The organism is Cohnella pontilimi, assembly GCF_005049045.1.
GTDB lineage: Bacteria > Bacillota > Bacilli > Paenibacillales > Paenibacillaceae > Cohnella > Cohnella pontilimi.
On record NZ_SUPK01000001.1, the window covers coordinates 212204 to 228339 of the forward strand.

The following is a 16136-nucleotide window of genomic DNA, read 5'->3' on the forward strand; positions in this document are numbered from 1 at the left end:
TTATGAGTCGACCGAAGTCATTTCAGTGGACGGGCGAACCTCTGGCGCGCGCAGCAACGGAGCCGCCGGAGCGACATGAAACGCCGGACCCGCCCGCACCTCAAAAAAAGAGGCGAATTCCACGTTTACGTATCCGGCATTTGGTGGTTGGGCTTTTATTGCTGCTGCTCATCGACGCGGCGGTGATCGGATTATGGATCATGTCTCTGGATATCGACAGGCTGGCCATACCGACGGCTTCACCCACACAATTGATGGATATCCACAACAAACCGGTATCGGAAATTTCGTCCGTGAAATATGAACCGGTCCCGCTTGATCAAATCCCGAAGTCCATGAGGGAAGCCATCATCGCCGTAGAGGACAGGAGATTTTACGATCATCAAGGCATTGACGTACCGGGCATAATCCGCGCCGCTTTCGCCAATGCCAAACAAAACGCCGCCGTACAGGGAGGCAGTACGATTACCCAGCAGCTGGCCAAAAACGTGTTTTTGTCCGACACCAAAACGTTCACCCGCAAGCTCACGGAAGCGGCCTACGCGTTCAAAATCGAAGCGGCGTACAGCAAAGACCGGATTTTGGAAATGTATTTGAACCAAATCTATTTCGGGGAAGGCCAGTGGGGCATCCAGCGCGCGGCGAAACGATACTTCGGCAAGAATGCCAAGGAACTCACGCTGGCCGAGAGCGCGATGCTGGCCGCGCTTCCGAAAGCGCCGAGCCGTTATTCCCCATTCCGGAACAAGGAGCTGGCGATCGAACGGCGGGATCTGGTACTGGGCTTGATGAGGAAAGAAGGCTTCATCACCGACAACGAGTTCATTCAAGCAAAGGCCGAGCCGGTCCGTCTGGCCGACCCTCGCGCGAAGAGCGGCGGCATTCAAGGGAAGTACGGCTCCTATGCCGATGCGGTCATCGATGAAGCGATCCAAAAATACGGGTTTACGGAACGTCAACTAATGGCCGGAAACTTGCGCATTTACACGACGATGAACCCGAAAGTCCAGGAAGCGATGGAAGCGGCTTACCGGAACGACGGCTTGTTCCCGCCGAGCGCGCCGGATCAACTCGTGCAAAGCGGCGCGGTCATTTTAGACCCTTACACCGGAGGAATTCGCGGCCTCGTCGGCCAGCGGGGCGAGCACACCTTTCGCGGCTTTAACCACGCCACACAGCTGCAAAGACAGCCGGGCTCCGCGTTCAAGCCGGTCATGGTGTACGCGCCGGCTATCCAGAGAGGGTATCAAGCCGGTTCCCTGCTGTATGACGGACCGCTCGACATCGGCGGTTACCGGCCCGAAAACGCGGATCATCAGTATCGCGGACAAGTGACCCTTCATGATGCGCTTGTACATTCGTGGAATATCCCGGCGGTATGGCTGCTGAATGAAATCGGCGTATCGACCGGCAAAGCGTTCGTGAGCAAACTCGGCATTCCGCTGACGCAAGAGGACACGAATCTCGGCATGGCATTGGGCGGGCTTTCGAAGGGCGTTTCCCCCGTGCAGATGGCCCAGTCGTTCAGCGTTTTTCCCGCGCTGGGGAAAGTGACGCCGGCGCATACGATCCTCAAAATCACGACCGCCGACGGCAAAGTATTGGCGAAAGCCGATCCGCAGTCCGTGACGGTCATGACCCAACAAGATGCCTATCAGATGACCGAGCTGCTGCAGGATGTGGTCCGGGAAGGCACGGGCAAGCGTGCTGCGCTGCAGCGCCCGACGGCCGGGAAAACCGGAACGACGCAGCTGCCTCCTCTAAAGGAGTTCGAAGGCATCGACGGAGGCTCCAAAGACGTTTGGTTCGTGGGGTATACCCCTCAATTGGTCGGCGCGGTCTGGATGGGTTATGACGCCACGGACAGCAAGCACTACTTGTCGACCAGCGGCGGACAATATCCGGCTCTCGTTTTCAAAGAAATGATGACCTTGGCGTTGAAGGACGAGCCGATATCGAATTTCAAGCAGCCGCCGGGAGCAGGGGGAACGAAGCCGGAAGGAAAACCGAAAGATAACAAGCAAGAGGAGAATTCCAAGATCAACGAGAAGGGACAAGGGAACGGCCGCAAGAATGAAGACCAACCGAAGCACGACAAGAAAAAGAAGGAAAAGAAGGTAAAGAAGCACAAAGATTAGACATGAACTCAGGACACAAGATCATCCCCGTCACGCCGACGGGGATGATCTTTTTTCATGCCGCTACCCTTTAATGCCGCTCATCGCTATCCCTTCGATAAAATATCGTTGAAAGAAAATAAAGATCAAGATAATCGGTATGGTGGCCATCACCGCCGCAGCCATCAGCAGCGGATAATCGGTCGCATGCTGACCTTGGAAGCTGGATATCCCGATGGATAGAACCCGCATAGATTCTTCACTCGTCATGATCAAGGGCCACTGAAGGTCGTTCCAGGAGGCGAGAATCGTGAAAATCGCCAAAGATACGAGCGCAGAGCTCGACAGAGGTAAATAAATTCGCCAGTAGATGCCGAAGTAGCTGCTTCCGTCAATTTTGGCCGCTTCCTCCAATTCTTTCGGCAAACCCATGAAAAACTGACGGAGCAGGAACGTTCCGAAAGCGCTGAATATACCGGGAATAATTAACACATAGAAGGTGTCAAGCCAGTCCAGATTGCGCATGATGACGAAGCTCGGAATCATGACGACCTGCGACGGAATCATTAATACAGAGAGCATCGCAACGAATATGATGGACTTGCCGGGAAACCGCAAACAAGCAAAAGCATAGGCGGCGAGCGAACAAAGCAGCAGCTGCCCGATCGTTCGTCCGGCCGTCATGAAAAACGTGTTCCAATAATACCGGGTGAAATTCACGGTTTCCAGCACCTTTGAGTAATTATCAAAATGCCAATCGGAAGGAATCCACACCGGCGGCACTTGCATGGATTCTGCATAAGTTTTGAGGGATGTGGACAGCATCCAGAGAAAAGGAACGACCATGAACACACTGCCGAGCAGTAGCACGGCGTGTACCCATAAATGTCCCGAACGGCGTTTCAGAGAATCCGCTGCCAACTGAACCATTTCGTTCCTCCCTCCTATTGATAGTGAACCCATTTTTTCTGGAAGTACATTTGAACGATCGTAAACAGCAAAATGACGACAAAGAGTACGAATGCCTGCGACGAGGCATAGCCCATATTGAAAAACTTGAAGCCGTTCTCCCAAACGCTGTACACCACAGTACGCGTCGCGTCCAGCAGCGAGTCGTTTCGTCCAACCATGATATAAACCAGGTCAAATACTTGAAAGGAATTGATAAACGAAATGACGAGCACGAAAAAGAGACTGGGCCCAAGCAGCGGAATCGTGATTTTAAAAAATTGATAGATTTTACTCGCACCGTCAAGATCGGCAGCTTCATAGTAATTTTGCGAGATTCCTTGAAGACCGGCCAACAAGATGACCGCGCTATAACCGATGCCGCTCCAGACGCTAATGATCACGATGGACATCAGCGCAATCCTTTCGTCGAAGAGCCAATTCGGCTGCGGTAGATGAAGGGACCCGAGGACATAGTTAATCAAACCGTACTGGGAGTTGTACAGCCATCTCCAAACCATGCCTACCGCAATGGGCATCGTGATGACGGGTATGAAATAAATCGTCCGGTAGGCAGTCATGCCTTTAATCGAGGTGTTCAGCAGCGCGGCCAGAACCAAGGCCAGCGCGCAAGTTAAAGGCACCGTTGCGAACGTATAGAGCAGCGTGTTCCATAAAGAGCGCAGGTAGACTTCATCTTGGGCTAACTCCACGAAGTTCTCCAGACCGATAAAGGACGGTGAAGATAACCCGTCCCATTGTGTAAGCGACAAGTAGAACGAAGCGACAGCGGGGGCCATATAAAAAACAGCGAGTCCGAGGACAACCGGAGCGATGAATAAATAAGCCCACATCGCTTCGCGGACGGCCAGTCTGCCCATGCCTGCACCACCTTTCCGAAAAGCAGGTGAAGGAGTCTCCTTCACCTGCCTGAGATATTCTATTTTTTGCCCTCTGATGCGAGAATTTGGTTCATTTTATCGGCGATTGTTTGGAGCGCTGCTTGATAAGGCTTCTTGCCCTGGAAGGCGTCCTGAAGCTCTTTCGTTTCGACGGTTTGCCATTCCGCCGTTTTCTCGGACACCGGATAGGGGACGCCAAACTCCAACGAATCTACAAAAACCTTCAAATTAAGGGAGGGAATTGACTTCAGCCAGCCTTCCTCCGTTCCCTTGTAAGCGGGTATGCTGAAGCCGGATTTTCCGAGCAGTTCATTGCCTTCCTTACTCGTAAGTACTTTCACCAGCTCCCACGCTTCTTGCTCGTTGGCGGTGTTATTGTTGATCACCCAGCTGAGCCCGTGTACAATCGACGCTTTTTGCTTACCTGCAGGGAACGGTGCAACCGCAAGCTTGTCTCCGAGCATTTTGTGCAACTGCGGGCTGTTGACCGAGAGCGCCGGGAACATGGCCGCTTTGCCCGAGCCGAACATCTGGAGGGCTTCCGTTTCCACTTGCTGCTGAGCGTTCGGAGAATAGCCGTTCTTCATGAAGCTGTCCATCCATTCGAAGGCAGCCAGTGCTTCCGGAGAATCGATGCCCGATTTTTTACGGTCCGGGCTGATCACATAGCCTCCGGCTTGATGAATAAAGTTGTAGTAACCGTTCTGACTGGAGGTCGGCGCGATAAAGCCGTAAACGCCGTTTTGTTTGTCGGTCAGCTTGGGGGCATTTTCCATGATTGTATCCCATGTCCACGTTTCATCCGGATACTTGACGCCGGTTTTATCGAAAATCTCCTTATTGTAGAAGAGGGCGGCGGAATCCAGGAAATACGGAATCCCGTAAAGATCGTTTTGATAGGTATATAAATCAACCAGCGCCGGCGTATAGACGGAGGTGTCAAAGCTGTCTTTTTCTATGAGCGGCTTCAAGTTCTTGATCAAGCCGGAAGAGGCGTATGCGAAAATATTCGGACCGTTCATCCAGAACACATCGGGCCCGCCCTTGCCGGCCAGACTGGTCCGCAGTTTGGTCCAGTAATCCACCCAGGGGGTATACGTGACTTTCACATTGACGTCGGGGTGATCTTTTTTATAAATAGCGATTGTTTCATCCAGAAAACCTTTCACATTCTCATCCCACAGCGCGATATTCAACGTTTTTTTACCGCCGGAACCGCCTGAATCGCCTCCAGACTTACCGCTGCATCCCGTTATGAGAAGACAAACCGTCAGGATCACCGACATCAACCAAGACGTTATTCTGCTCATTCGATTACCCCCCATTAATAGATGAATCGCGTATTGTACGCGCTTTCATTTAAGTTAATTAAACGGAATTGCGCGGATTGAAAAAACAAATTTTATAACGATGAATCTGAATGAATAATTTTTCATGCAAATATGATAGGATATGCTAGGAAGCTATAGCAGAGGGGCTTGAACAATATTTTTCAGACACCCAAGAGCGGTGACAGGCGAAAGGGCAGAATGATTCTATGCAACTGGTGAAACAAATTCTTCGTTTGGCGATTCCTTCGATCGCCACCTTTTCGTCGATGACTTTTACGGGACTCCTCGTCCTGATGATCGTCGGTAAATTGGGCGCAGCGCCCATTGCCGTGGTCGGCATCGTGAATATTATCATGTATAACATGTGGGCGATGTTCTCTGGGGTACAAGGAGCCATTAACTTCTTGGTCGCTCAAAACTACGGATCGGAGAACATGCGGCAAGGTAATCAGAGGATGCAGATCGCGCTTCTGATTACTGCGGGGCAGGGGATTTTACTGCTGGCCGGAAGTTTTGTTCTTCCGTATGGCATCCTGCTTGTGATGGGGTCGAACCAAGAGATTTTGTCGCTGGGCGCCGATTACTTGCAAGTGCGGATGATCGCACTCATTTTCGGGATGTTCAACACGGTGTTTTTTGCCTACATGCGCGCCATTGGGGATACACGAACCCCGATGACCTTATCGCTGATTAACAGCGGTCTGGTCGTGTCGATTACGTTCGCGATGACCTACGGCATGTTCGGTTTTCCTGAGCTTGGCCTTCAGGGCGCCGCTTGGAGCATGGTGATCGCCGAACTGGTTACTTTTCTGCTATGCGTTCTCGTATACTATCGGATTATGAACGGGAGCTATCAGACCCGGGAATGGGTACCGGTGGAGAGGCAACAGGTCAAGCTGATGTTGTTCGAAAGCCTGAAGCTCGGTGTGACGGAGTTGTCAAACAGCCTGGGCATGTTCGTATTTACCGCCTGCATTACCAGGCTGGGGACGACCGCCATCGCCGCGAACGAGATCGCTTTGAACATCTTGTCGTTCGGCTTCATGCCGGCCAACGGCTTCGGCTCCGCCGCCACGATCGGAATCGGCCAGGAAATCGGCAAAGGCCGCGGGGTGGAAGCCCGTCGATTCGGCGTGGTGACGGTCTATTTGGGACTGATCTTTATGTCGATGATCTCGATCGTATTTTTTATGTTCGCACTGCCGATCGCCAAGCTGTATACAACGGAAGCGGCCGTCTACAGCACCGCCCTTTCGCTGATCCATTTGGCGGCATTCGTCCAACTGTTCACCGGGGCCGGCATTATTTTCGGCGGCGGACTTCGGGGAGTAGGAGATACGAATTTTTTATCGAGAACGGCCTTGTTCTTTAACTGGGTGCTGTTTATACCGGGCACGATTTTGTTGACACAAGTATGGGATCTGGGCCAGGTCGGCGCGTGGACCGCTTTATGTTCGCTTATCGTTTTAACGGCGATTGCCAACAGCTGGCGGTATTTCAGGCTCGATTGGCACCGTATGAAAGTCAAAACGGGGAGTGCGGCCGCAATATCCGTGTCCGCTCATTGATTCCTCGCGCATCCTGAAGAGCCATTCCGGTTAATAGGAATGGCTCTTCGTTTTACAAAATGAAAAAAGGCATTTGTCTGCAGCATTGGAATGTTCTACAATATCATTTAAAACCGGTTGGTTTTATCGGTTTTAACGGGTGGTGACATCAACATGTTCCATAACGATCCCTTCGTTCGAAGTCCGCGGGAAGCCCGCATCGCAGAACGGGCCGAACGCTTGTCCAGGCTGTTCGCCGGCAGAGCGGCGGAGCACGACCGGGACGCTTCGTTCCCGTTTGAGAATTTCGAAGACTTGAAAAGTGAAGGCTATTTAAAGCTTACCGCTCCGGCGGAGTACGGCGGTGAGGAGTGCACGCTTTACGAAATGGTGCTGTCGCAGGAACGGCTGGCACGGGGGGACGGCTCTACCGCTCTGGCGGTGGGATGGCATGTCGGGATCATGCTCCACTTGCGCACAGTGCGAACATGGCCGCCCTCTCTATATGAGCGCTTGTGCCGAGATGTGACAAATCACGGGGACATGATCAACAGTTTCGCGAGCGAACCGGCAACAGGCAGCCCCAGCCGGGGAGGCAAACCGCAGACGACAGCGGTGAAGACGGACGGAGGCTGGATCCTGACAGGGCGCAAAACCTACAGCACGTTAAGTCCGATTCTTCGCCGCTTTACAGTTACCGCAGGCATCGCGGACACAGATGCCACAGGCGAGTTTCTGGTCGAGAAATCTGACAGGGTGCGAATCGAGGAAACTTGGGACACGATCGGCATGCGGGCAACCGGAAGTCATGACGTGATTTTGGACGGCGTGTTCGTGCCGGATGATCGTGTAATTCGGGGTCCAGGGGAGAGCAAGAACGCGAAGGCGCCGGACGACGGCGCAGGCTGGCTGCTCCATATTCCCGCTTGTTACTTGGGAGTGGCCTGGGCCGCCCGCGATTTCACCCTTCGTTTTGCCGCGTCCTATCGGCCCAATAGTTTACCGGGTCCGATCGCCGATTTGCCGCATATCCAACGATTGATCGGGGATATGGAACAGGAACTGATCGTGGCTCGAACGTTCTTATATTCGACAGCGGAGCGCTGGGACCGGTTTCCCGAGATTCGTGCGGCGTTAAAACCGGAACTCGGAACCGCCAAAACGCTGGCCACCAACGCAGCTCTTTCGATTGTGGATCAAGCGATGAGAATAGTCGGCGGCTCCAGCTTATCGCGATCGCTGCCGCTGGAACGGTATTACCGGGATGTACGGGCCGGCCTGCACAATCCGCCGATGGAAGATGCGGTGACGCGGATGCTGGCGCAGCGGGCTTTGAACGAGTGCCGTTCCGATATTGAAAATGAGTAGATGAAAGGAGTTTGTCGATGCTTCACGATTGCGCGATCATAGGCGGAGGGCCTGCGGGGTTAAACGCGGCGCTCGTGCTGGGAAGATCCAGAAGAAACGTCGTATTGTTCGACAATAACCGGGCGAGGAACGCCGTCACCCAAGAAGCTCACGGATTTATGACGCGGGACGGCATCCCTCCGGCCGAGCTCCGGGCAATCGCGCACCGGGAGTTGACCCGATATCCTTCCGTACAATTTCGGCAGGTTACCGTAACGGAAGTGGCCAAGGCGTCGGAGAACTTTCGGATCCGGACCGAGAACGGGGACTTGTATGAAGCCCGTACCGTCTTATTGGCCTCAGGCTTAAAGGAGACGCTTCCGGATATTCCGGACATTCATACATTTTACGGGAAAAGCTTGTTCAACTGTCCATATTGTGACGGATGGGAGAGAAAAGACGAGCCGCTGGTCGTCATTGCGGAGAACGAGCATGCTTTCGATTTGGCCAAAACGACCTATCAATGGAGCCGGAGTCTTCTGCTGTGCACGAACGGCCATGCCGTGTTGACGGCAGAACAGAAAGAAAAGCTGGCGAGCAAAAATATACGGGTGAATGAAACAAGAATCCGGTCGTTGAAGGGGCATGAAGGGAAGCTGCAAAGCGTGGTATTCGAAGGCGGTGAGGAAGAAGCGAGAACCGGCGGATTCGTGTCGCCGCACTGGACGCAGGCTGCTCCGTTCGGTGAGCATCTGGGCTGCCGGTTCAATGAGCACGGGGGAATCGAGTCCGACGATTTCGGCAGAACCAACGTGGAAAATGTGTTTTCGGCGGGAGACGCATCGGTGATAATTCCCGCCCAGCTGGTGGTGGCGGCAGGCGAAGGGAGCCGGGCCGGCATTGGAATCAATTCGCTGCTCACCACGGTGGATTTTTAAGCCTTTATTCCTCTTTCTGGACTAAAATAAACTTCCCTTTGTCGACGAACTGATTGATCCGCTTGATGGAGATTTTGGTGGCGTACGAAATTTCCATCATGTTGGCGGACGGATGCTGCTCGATGTAATTTCGAATGGTGTCGTATTCCTCGATACAAGTTTCACAAGCACCGTTTTTGATTGGCGATGTCGATTGTCCGCATAGTTGGCACATCGGGTAATTCATCACTAGACACTCCCAACGACGAATGAGGGATTATGAAAGTTTAATAGGCTTGTTCCATTATAGCACGATTTTGTTGCAGAACGAGGTGTATATCTTTGCAGCTTCAGGTCACGAACAGTCCGTTCAATCAAGAGCAAATTGAGCTTCTTAACCGGCTTGTGCCCACTCTAACGGAGAACCAGAGAATGTGGCTGAGCGGTTATCTCGCTGCACTGCAGGGGGCTGCGCCGCAAACCGCCCCTGGGGTTTCGCCGTTACAGGCATCCAGCGGCCAGGCGGCTCGACCGAAGGAAGTGACGGTGCTATTCGGCTCCCAAACCGGCAACAGCCAAGGGCTGGCGAAAAAGCTGTCCCGGCAGTTGGAAGAGCGGGGTTATCCCGTCCATTTGTCTTCCATGAGCGACTATAAGCCGGGCAATCTCAAGAAGGCAGGGTGCCTGTTGATGCTGGTAAGCACCCACGGGGAGGGAGATCCGCCGGACAACGCGCTCACTTTCTATGATTTTCTGCACAGCAAGAGGGCGCCTCGATTGGAAGGCTTGCGTTATTCCGTGTTGGCGTTGGGTGACACGTCCTATGAATTTTTTTGCAAGACGGGCAAAGACTTCGATCAGCGTTTAGAAGAATTAGGCGGCGAACGGCTGTGCCCGCGCGTGGATTGCGACGTGGATTTTGACGATGCTGCGGCACAATGGTTCGAGCAGGTGCTGAACGCATTGGGCGGTTTCTCGCAGGCACCGGCCAAAAGCACAGTGATAATGCCAGCTGAAGCTCCCGGAACCGCCGGCCAACCGGGATATTCCAGAACGTTCCCTTTCGAGGCCGAAGTGGTGGAAAATATGAACCTGAACGGCCGGGGATCCGCCCGGGAAACACGTCATCTTGCGATTTCCCTTGAAGGCTCCAATCTGCAATATGAGCCTGGCGACTGTCTGGGCGTCTACCCGGAAAACCACCCTGAATTGGTGGATGCGTTAATCGAAGCTATGGGGTGGAATTCCGGAGAGCTCGTCCCGGTGAATAAGGAAGGAGATAAGCGTCCGGTGCGCGAAGCGCTGCTTCGGCATTTTGAAATTACCGTGTTGACTAGGCCGCTCCTGGAGCAAGTGTCGCAATTATCTCCTGGCAGCGGACTGCGGGAGCTGCTTGAACCGGGGCGAGAGCAGGAGCTCAAAGCGTATATGCATGGCCGCGACTTGGTGGACCTGGCGCAGGATTTCTCGCCTCTGGGCATACCGGCCGGCCCATTCGTCGAGATTTTGAGAAAGATCCCGGCGCGTCTTTATTCCATTGCGAGCAGCTTGAAGGCTTATCCGGATGAAGCGCACCTGACGATCCGGGCCGTACGCTACGAAGCGCATGGCCGCGACCGCTACGGCGTTTGTTCTGTGCAGTGCGCGGAGCGAATTCAGCCGGGCGACAAGCTGCGGGTGTATGTGCATCAGAACCCGAACTTCAAACTCCCGCCCGCCTCGGATATTCCGATCCTAATGATCGGTCCGGGCACGGGTGTCGCTCCTTTCCGTGCGTTCCTTCAAGAACGGGAAGAGACCGGCGCGGAAGGGAAAACGTGGTTGTTTTTCGGGGATCAGCATTTCCGCACGGACTTCCTCTATCAGATCGAATGGCAGAAGTGGCTGCGCGAAGGCGTGCTGACCCGCATGGATGTCGCATTTTCCCGCGATACGGACCGCAAGGTTTACGTGCAGCACCGGATGCTGGAGAAAAGCCGCGAGCTCTATCAATGGCTGGAGGAAGGCGCGTACCTATACGTATGCGGTGACGAAAAGCATATGGCGCATGACGTTCATGCAACACTGATGGCCATAGTCGAGCGGGAGGGCGGCAAAAGTCCCGAGGAGGCAGCCGCTTATTTGACCGAAATGCAGCAGCAGAGACGTTATCAACGCGACGTCTATTGAGACGCCCGGGAGAAAGTGAGGAGTAGCCGAATGCCACAGGATCCGTTCGATCGGAAGCAGGATGCCCCGCCAAGCGAAGTGGAGCATATCAAGCGCAAAAGTCATTATTTGCGGGGCACACTCGCCACAACGTTCCAAGACTTGATTACCGCTTCCATCCCGGAAGACGATAACCGGCTCATGAAACATCACGGCAGCTATATGCAAGACGATCGCGATTTGCGGAACGAACGCGAGCGTCAAAAGCTGGAACGCGCCTATCAGTTCATGCTGCGTGTGCGCGCTCCCGGAGGGATCGTCACGCCGGAACAGTGGCTGGCGCTCGACCGGCTGGCCGGGCAATACGCCAACGGCTCGCTGCGCTTGACCACCCGTCAGTCGTTCCAGATGCACGGAATCATCAAGTGGGACATGAAACAAACGATTCGGGAAGTCAACGACGCGCTGCTCACGACATTCGCCGCATGCGGAGACGTGAACCGCAATGTCATGTGCAACCCGAATCCGGATCAGTCGGTCGTTCACCTGGAAGTGTACGAGTGGACGAAGCGGCTCAGCGAGCATCTGCTGCCGAGAACGCGCGCTTACCACGAGATTTGGCTGGACGAAGAGAAAGTATTCGACAGCCAGGAAGGGGAAGAGCAGGAGCCGATTTACGGTCCCGTCTATTTGCCGCGAAAGTTTAAAATCGCCGTGGCCGTACCGCCGTCCAACGATGTGGATGTGTTGTCCCAAGACCTTGGCTTTATCGCGATTGTCGAAGAAGGCAAGCTAAAAGGGTTTAACGTGGCGGTCGGCGGAGGAATGGGCATGACGCATGGAGATCCGAAGACGTACCCCCAGCTCGCTCGAGTAATCGGATTTTGTAAGCCGGAACAGGTCATCGACGTTGCGGAGAAAACCGTCATGATCCAACGGGATTACGGTGACCGTTCCGTCCGCAAGCATGCCCGCTTCAAATATACGATCGATGAACGCGGATTGGGCTGGTTTACGGACGAATTAACCCGGCGGCTGGGTTGGAGTCTGAACGAAGCGCGGCCGTACCGTTTTGATCATAACGGGGATCGATACGGCTGGGTGAAAGGAAGCAACGGCAAATGGCATTACACCTTGTTTATCCAGAACGGGCGAATTATCGATGAAGACGAATACCCGATCTTGACCGGACTGCGGGAAATCGCCAAAGTTCATACGGGAGATTTCCGGCTGACGCCCAATCAGAATTTAATCATCGGAAACGTAACGAGTCAGCATAAGCGGAAGCTGGAACAATTGATGCAGCAGTACGGGCTCACCGACGGCACCCGCCAATCCGCCCTGCGCAGAAACTCCATGGCTTGCGTGGCGCTGCCTACCTGCGGTTTGGCCATGGCCGAATCGGAACGTTACTTTCCTTCTCTGCTGGCGAAGATCGAACCGATGCTGGAAGAGGCCGGCTTGCGGGAGCAGGACATCGTCATTCGCATGACCGGCTGTCCGAACGGATGCGCTCGTCCGGCTTTAGGGGAAATTGCGTTGATCGGGAAAGCGCCCGGCAAATACAACTTGTATTTGGGCGGGGGATTTGCCGGAGATCGACTGAACAAGCTTTATCGGGAAAATATCGGGGAAGAACAAATTTTAGAGAGTCTCCGTCCCATCATTCGCCGGTATGCGGATGAAAGGCAGGAAGGCGAACATTTCGGCGATTTCGTGATTCGGGCCGGTTATGTGAAAGAGGTACATTCCGGTCTCGACTTTCATGATTAACGAGAATACAAGAGAGAAGAAGCGGCCGAATAGGCTGCTTTTTTTCTTTTATGGCCGTCCTCTTTTTTCCAGGGACGGCTGAATCGACCGATCGCGGGTAAATCACTTATAACGTCTAGATTTCGTGGAGCAGGGGAGGAGACATCATGCAATGGATGGGCAGGAGAGGAAGCACGAACGTGGAAGACCGCAGAGGGATAGGCGGCGGCAAAACGATAATAGGAGGCGGAATTGGAGGCTTGGTCATCTTGCTGCTCGTCACTTTGCTTGGCGGCAACCCCGGCCAGCTGCTCAGTCAATTGACGACCACCGGCGCCGACACGTCCGTCCCCTATCAGCAAACCGAGCAGGAGAAACAAATGACGCAATTCGTCTCGGTTGTCCTGGCGGATACGGAGACCGTTTGGACGGAGCTGTTCAAGGAAAAAGGGCTTACGTATGAGAAGCCGACCTTGGTGCTGTTTACCGATAACGTCCAGTCTGCCTGCGGGACGGCGAGCTCGGCGACCGGTCCATTCTACTGTCCCGGCGACCGCAAGCTGTACATCGACCTCAGCTTTTACGATGAACTCCGCACAAAATTTCGGGCACCCGGGGATTTTGCCATGGCTTATGTGATCGCGCACGAGGTGGGACACCATGTACAGAATTTGCTCGGCACCATGGAAGGCGTCGGCAACCAACGGTCCAACGACTTTTCCGTCCGGCTGGAATTGCAGGCGGATTATTTAGCGGGCGTTTGGGCCCATCATGAGCAGGGAATGGGTGTGCTGGAAGTAGGAGACGTAGACGAGGCGCTTAACGCAGCAAGCGCGGTCGGCGACGACACGCTGCAGAAACAAGCCCAAGGTTATGTCGTGCCTGAAACTTTTACACACGGGACCTCCGAGCAAAGAAAACGCTGGTTTTATAAAGGGGTTCAATCCGGTGATATATATGGCGGCGATACGTTCCACACGAAGCAATTATGATAGGGGGGTTGCGGCTTATGGGCGAGCGAGTGTAAAATAACCGTAGCATTAGCACTCCAGAGGCTGGAGTGCTAACAACTCGGGGAAGGAGCGCTAACTCATGGCCAAAAAGCAATTTAAAGCCGAATCAAAACGACTGCTTGAAATGATGATCAACTCCATCTATACGCAGAAGGAGATTTTTCTGAGAGAGCTGATTTCCAATGCCAGCGACGCCATCGATAAAATCTACTACAAGGCGTTAACGGACGATCGATTGGTCTTTGACAAGGACAGCTATTACATAAAGATCGCGGCCGACAAGCCGAACCGTACGTTGACGATTACCGACACGGGAATCGGGATGACCAAAGAGGAGCTGGAAAATAACCTGGGGGTCATCGCGCAGAGCGGCTCTTTCGCGTTCAAGCGCGAGAACGAAGCGAAGGACGGTCACAACATCATCGGCCAGTTCGGCGTCGGTTTTTACTCCGCATTCATGGTCGCTGACACCGTGACGGTCATCAGCAAAGCACTTGACAGCGAAGAAGCGTATAAGTGGGAATCGAAGGGTGCAGACGGATACACCATCGAGCCCAGTGCGAAAGATTCGGTAGGTACGCAGATCATTTTGAAAATCAAAAACAACTCGGAAGACAATAATTACGACGAGTATCTGGAAGAGTACCGTTTGCGGTCCATCATTAAGAAATACTCCGACTTCATCCGCTATCCGATCAAGATGGACGTCACAACGCACATGCCCAAGGAAGGCAGTGACGGCAAGGAATTCGAAGAAGTGACCGAAGAACAGACCATCAACAGCATGGTCCCGATTTGGCGGAAAAACAAAAACGAGCTGACGACCGAGGATTACGAACGGTTTTATTTTGACAAGCATTACGGGTTCGACAAACCGCTCAAGCATCTTCATATCAGCGCGGACGGCGCGGTCGTGTATCGAGCGATTTTGTACATTCCGGAAAAAACGCCGTTTGACTATTATACGAAGGAGTATGAGAAAGGGCTCGAGCTGTACTCCAACGGCGTGCTGATCATGAATAAATGCGCGGACCTCCTTCCCGACTACTTTAGCTTCGTGAAAGGCATGGTCGATTCGGAGGATTTGTCCCTCAACATTTCGCGCGAGATGCTGCAGCATGACCGGCAATTGCAGCTCATCGCCAAAAATATCAAGAACAAGATCAAAAGCCAGCTGCAAAGCATGTTGAAGGACGAAAGAGAGAAGTACGAGCAATTTTACAAATCTTTCGGCAGACAGCTGAAGTTCGGCGTGTACAGCGATTACGGAATTAACAAAGACGAGCTGCAGGATCTGCTCATGTTCTATTCTTCCAAGGAGAAGAAGCTGGTGACGCTGGACGAATATGTATCCGGAATGCCGGAGAACCAGAAGTACATTTATTATGCAGCAGGGGATTCGTACGACCGCATTGAGAAGCTTCCGCAGACCGAAGTTGTGGCCGACAAGGGCTTCGAGATTCTTTACTTCACAGACGATATCGACGAGTTTGCGGCGAAGGTACTGATGAAGTACAAAGACAAAGAGTTCAAATCGGTATCGAGCGGAGACCTGGGTATTGATTCAGACGCCGGCGATGATCCGTCCGGCAAGGAAGAGAACGCGAACAAGGAACTGTTCGAAGCGATGAAGGACTTGCTCGCCGGCAAAGTGAAAGCGGTGAAAGCTTCGAAACGTCTCAAGTCCCACCCGGTCTGCTTGTCCACCGAGGGTGAAATCTCGATCGAGATGGAAAAAGTGCTTCGCGCGATGCCGAGCGGCCAAGATATTGAGGCGGACAAAGTACTGGAGATCAATGTGAACCACGAAGTTTTCCGTTCTTTGCAGACGGCTTACGAGCACGATCGGGAGAAGCTGAGCTTGTACACCCATTTGCTCTACAATCAGGCGCTGCTGATCGAAGGGCTGCCGATCCAGGATCCGGTGGCGTTCACGAACGATATTTGCAAGGTTATGGTATAACAAGCACATTCCGCCGCCGGCGTATGCCGGGGCGGATTTTTTTGTATTCCGGACAATTGTGATGTACTGCCTGCAGGCATGTTTAAAACGAGGAGTACGTTTGAATACTGAAAACGCGCAGGGACATTCAAGGAGATGATGAACGCATGGC

At 53.3% G+C, this 16136-nt stretch carries 12 protein-coding genes; 8 read left to right on the plus strand and 4 right to left on the minus strand.

All coding sequences use genetic code 11. The features are described from left to right. The first annotated feature begins 2 nt into the window (after nucleotides 1-2). On the plus strand, nucleotides 3-2138 hold the full coding sequence (locus tag E5161_RS01120) for a transglycosylase domain-containing protein (RefSeq protein WP_136775748.1): 2136 nt from the start codon (nucleotides 3-5) through the stop codon (nucleotides 2136-2138). Nucleotides 2139-2201: 63 nt separating this feature from the next. Here E5161_RS01120 and E5161_RS01125 read toward each other — a convergent pair whose 3' ends face one another. Genes E5161_RS01125 through E5161_RS01135 form a run of 3 tightly spaced genes read right to left on the minus strand, consistent with a single transcriptional unit; the run spans nucleotide 2202 to nucleotide 5277 of the window. Next, nucleotides 2202-3047, minus strand: a complete 846-nt coding sequence (locus tag E5161_RS01125) for a carbohydrate ABC transporter permease (protein ID WP_136775749.1) — start codon at nucleotides 3045-3047, stop codon at nucleotides 2202-2204. A 14-nt stretch (nucleotides 3048-3061) separates the two neighbouring features. Then, the gene (locus E5161_RS01130; protein WP_136775750.1) at nucleotides 3062-3946 is read right to left on the minus strand and encodes a carbohydrate ABC transporter permease; all 885 of its coding nucleotides are present in this window, start codon (nucleotides 3944-3946) and stop codon (nucleotides 3062-3064) included. 59 nt (nucleotides 3947-4005) lie between these two features. Further along, entirely contained in the window at nucleotides 4006-5277 is a 1272-nt protein-coding gene (locus tag E5161_RS01135) for an ABC transporter substrate-binding protein (RefSeq protein WP_136775751.1), read from the minus strand. Between the two features lie 227 nt (nucleotides 5278-5504). Between E5161_RS01135 and E5161_RS01140 the strand changes: the two genes are divergently transcribed. The 3 genes from E5161_RS01140 (at nucleotide 5505) to E5161_RS01150 (ending at nucleotide 9130) form a co-directional block, all read left to right on the plus strand. Continuing rightward, nucleotides 5505-6866 carry an MATE family efflux transporter gene (locus E5161_RS01140; RefSeq protein WP_136775752.1) on the plus strand — a complete coding sequence of 454 codons (1362 nt, stop codon included), beginning with the start codon at nucleotides 5505-5507 and terminating at the stop codon, nucleotides 6864-6866. A 153-nt stretch (nucleotides 6867-7019) separates the two neighbouring features. After that, complete coding sequence (locus tag E5161_RS01145) at nucleotides 7020-8213, plus strand: acyl-CoA dehydrogenase family protein (protein WP_136775753.1); 1194 nt, start codon at nucleotides 7020-7022, stop codon at nucleotides 8211-8213. A gap of 17 nt (nucleotides 8214-8230) precedes the next feature. Then, the gene (locus tag E5161_RS01150) at nucleotides 8231-9130 is read left to right on the plus strand and encodes an NAD(P)/FAD-dependent oxidoreductase (RefSeq protein WP_136775754.1); all 900 of its coding nucleotides are present in this window, start codon (nucleotides 8231-8233) and stop codon (nucleotides 9128-9130) included. A 4-nt stretch (nucleotides 9131-9134) separates the two neighbouring features. Here E5161_RS01150 and E5161_RS01155 read toward each other — a convergent pair whose 3' ends face one another. Further along, nucleotides 9135-9356 (minus strand): hypothetical protein, encoded by a 222-nt coding sequence (locus tag E5161_RS01155; protein WP_136775755.1) that lies wholly within the window; start codon nucleotides 9354-9356, stop codon nucleotides 9135-9137. Nucleotides 9357-9451: 95 nt separating this feature from the next. Here E5161_RS01155 and E5161_RS01160 point away from each other — a divergent pair, with 95 nt between their 5' ends. The 4 genes from E5161_RS01160 (at nucleotide 9452) to htpG (ending at nucleotide 15985) form a co-directional block, all read left to right on the plus strand. Beyond that, nucleotides 9452-11278 (plus strand): assimilatory sulfite reductase (NADPH) flavoprotein subunit, encoded by a 1827-nt coding sequence (locus tag E5161_RS01160; protein ID WP_136775756.1) that lies wholly within the window; start codon nucleotides 9452-9454, stop codon nucleotides 11276-11278. Between the two features lie 30 nt (nucleotides 11279-11308). Next, nucleotides 11309-13030 (plus strand): assimilatory sulfite reductase (NADPH) hemoprotein subunit, encoded by a 1722-nt coding sequence (gene cysI / locus E5161_RS01165; RefSeq protein ID WP_136775757.1) that lies wholly within the window; start codon nucleotides 11309-11311, stop codon nucleotides 13028-13030. Between the two features lie 146 nt (nucleotides 13031-13176). Next, nucleotides 13177-14001 carry a KPN_02809 family neutral zinc metallopeptidase gene (ypfJ, locus tag E5161_RS01170; RefSeq protein WP_136775758.1) on the plus strand — a complete coding sequence of 275 codons (825 nt, stop codon included), beginning with the start codon at nucleotides 13177-13179 and terminating at the stop codon, nucleotides 13999-14001. Between the two features lie 100 nt (nucleotides 14002-14101). After that, entirely contained in the window at nucleotides 14102-15985 is a 1884-nt protein-coding gene (htpG, locus tag E5161_RS01175) for a molecular chaperone HtpG (protein WP_136775759.1), read from the plus strand. The last annotated feature ends 151 nt before the right edge of the window (nucleotides 15986-16136 follow it).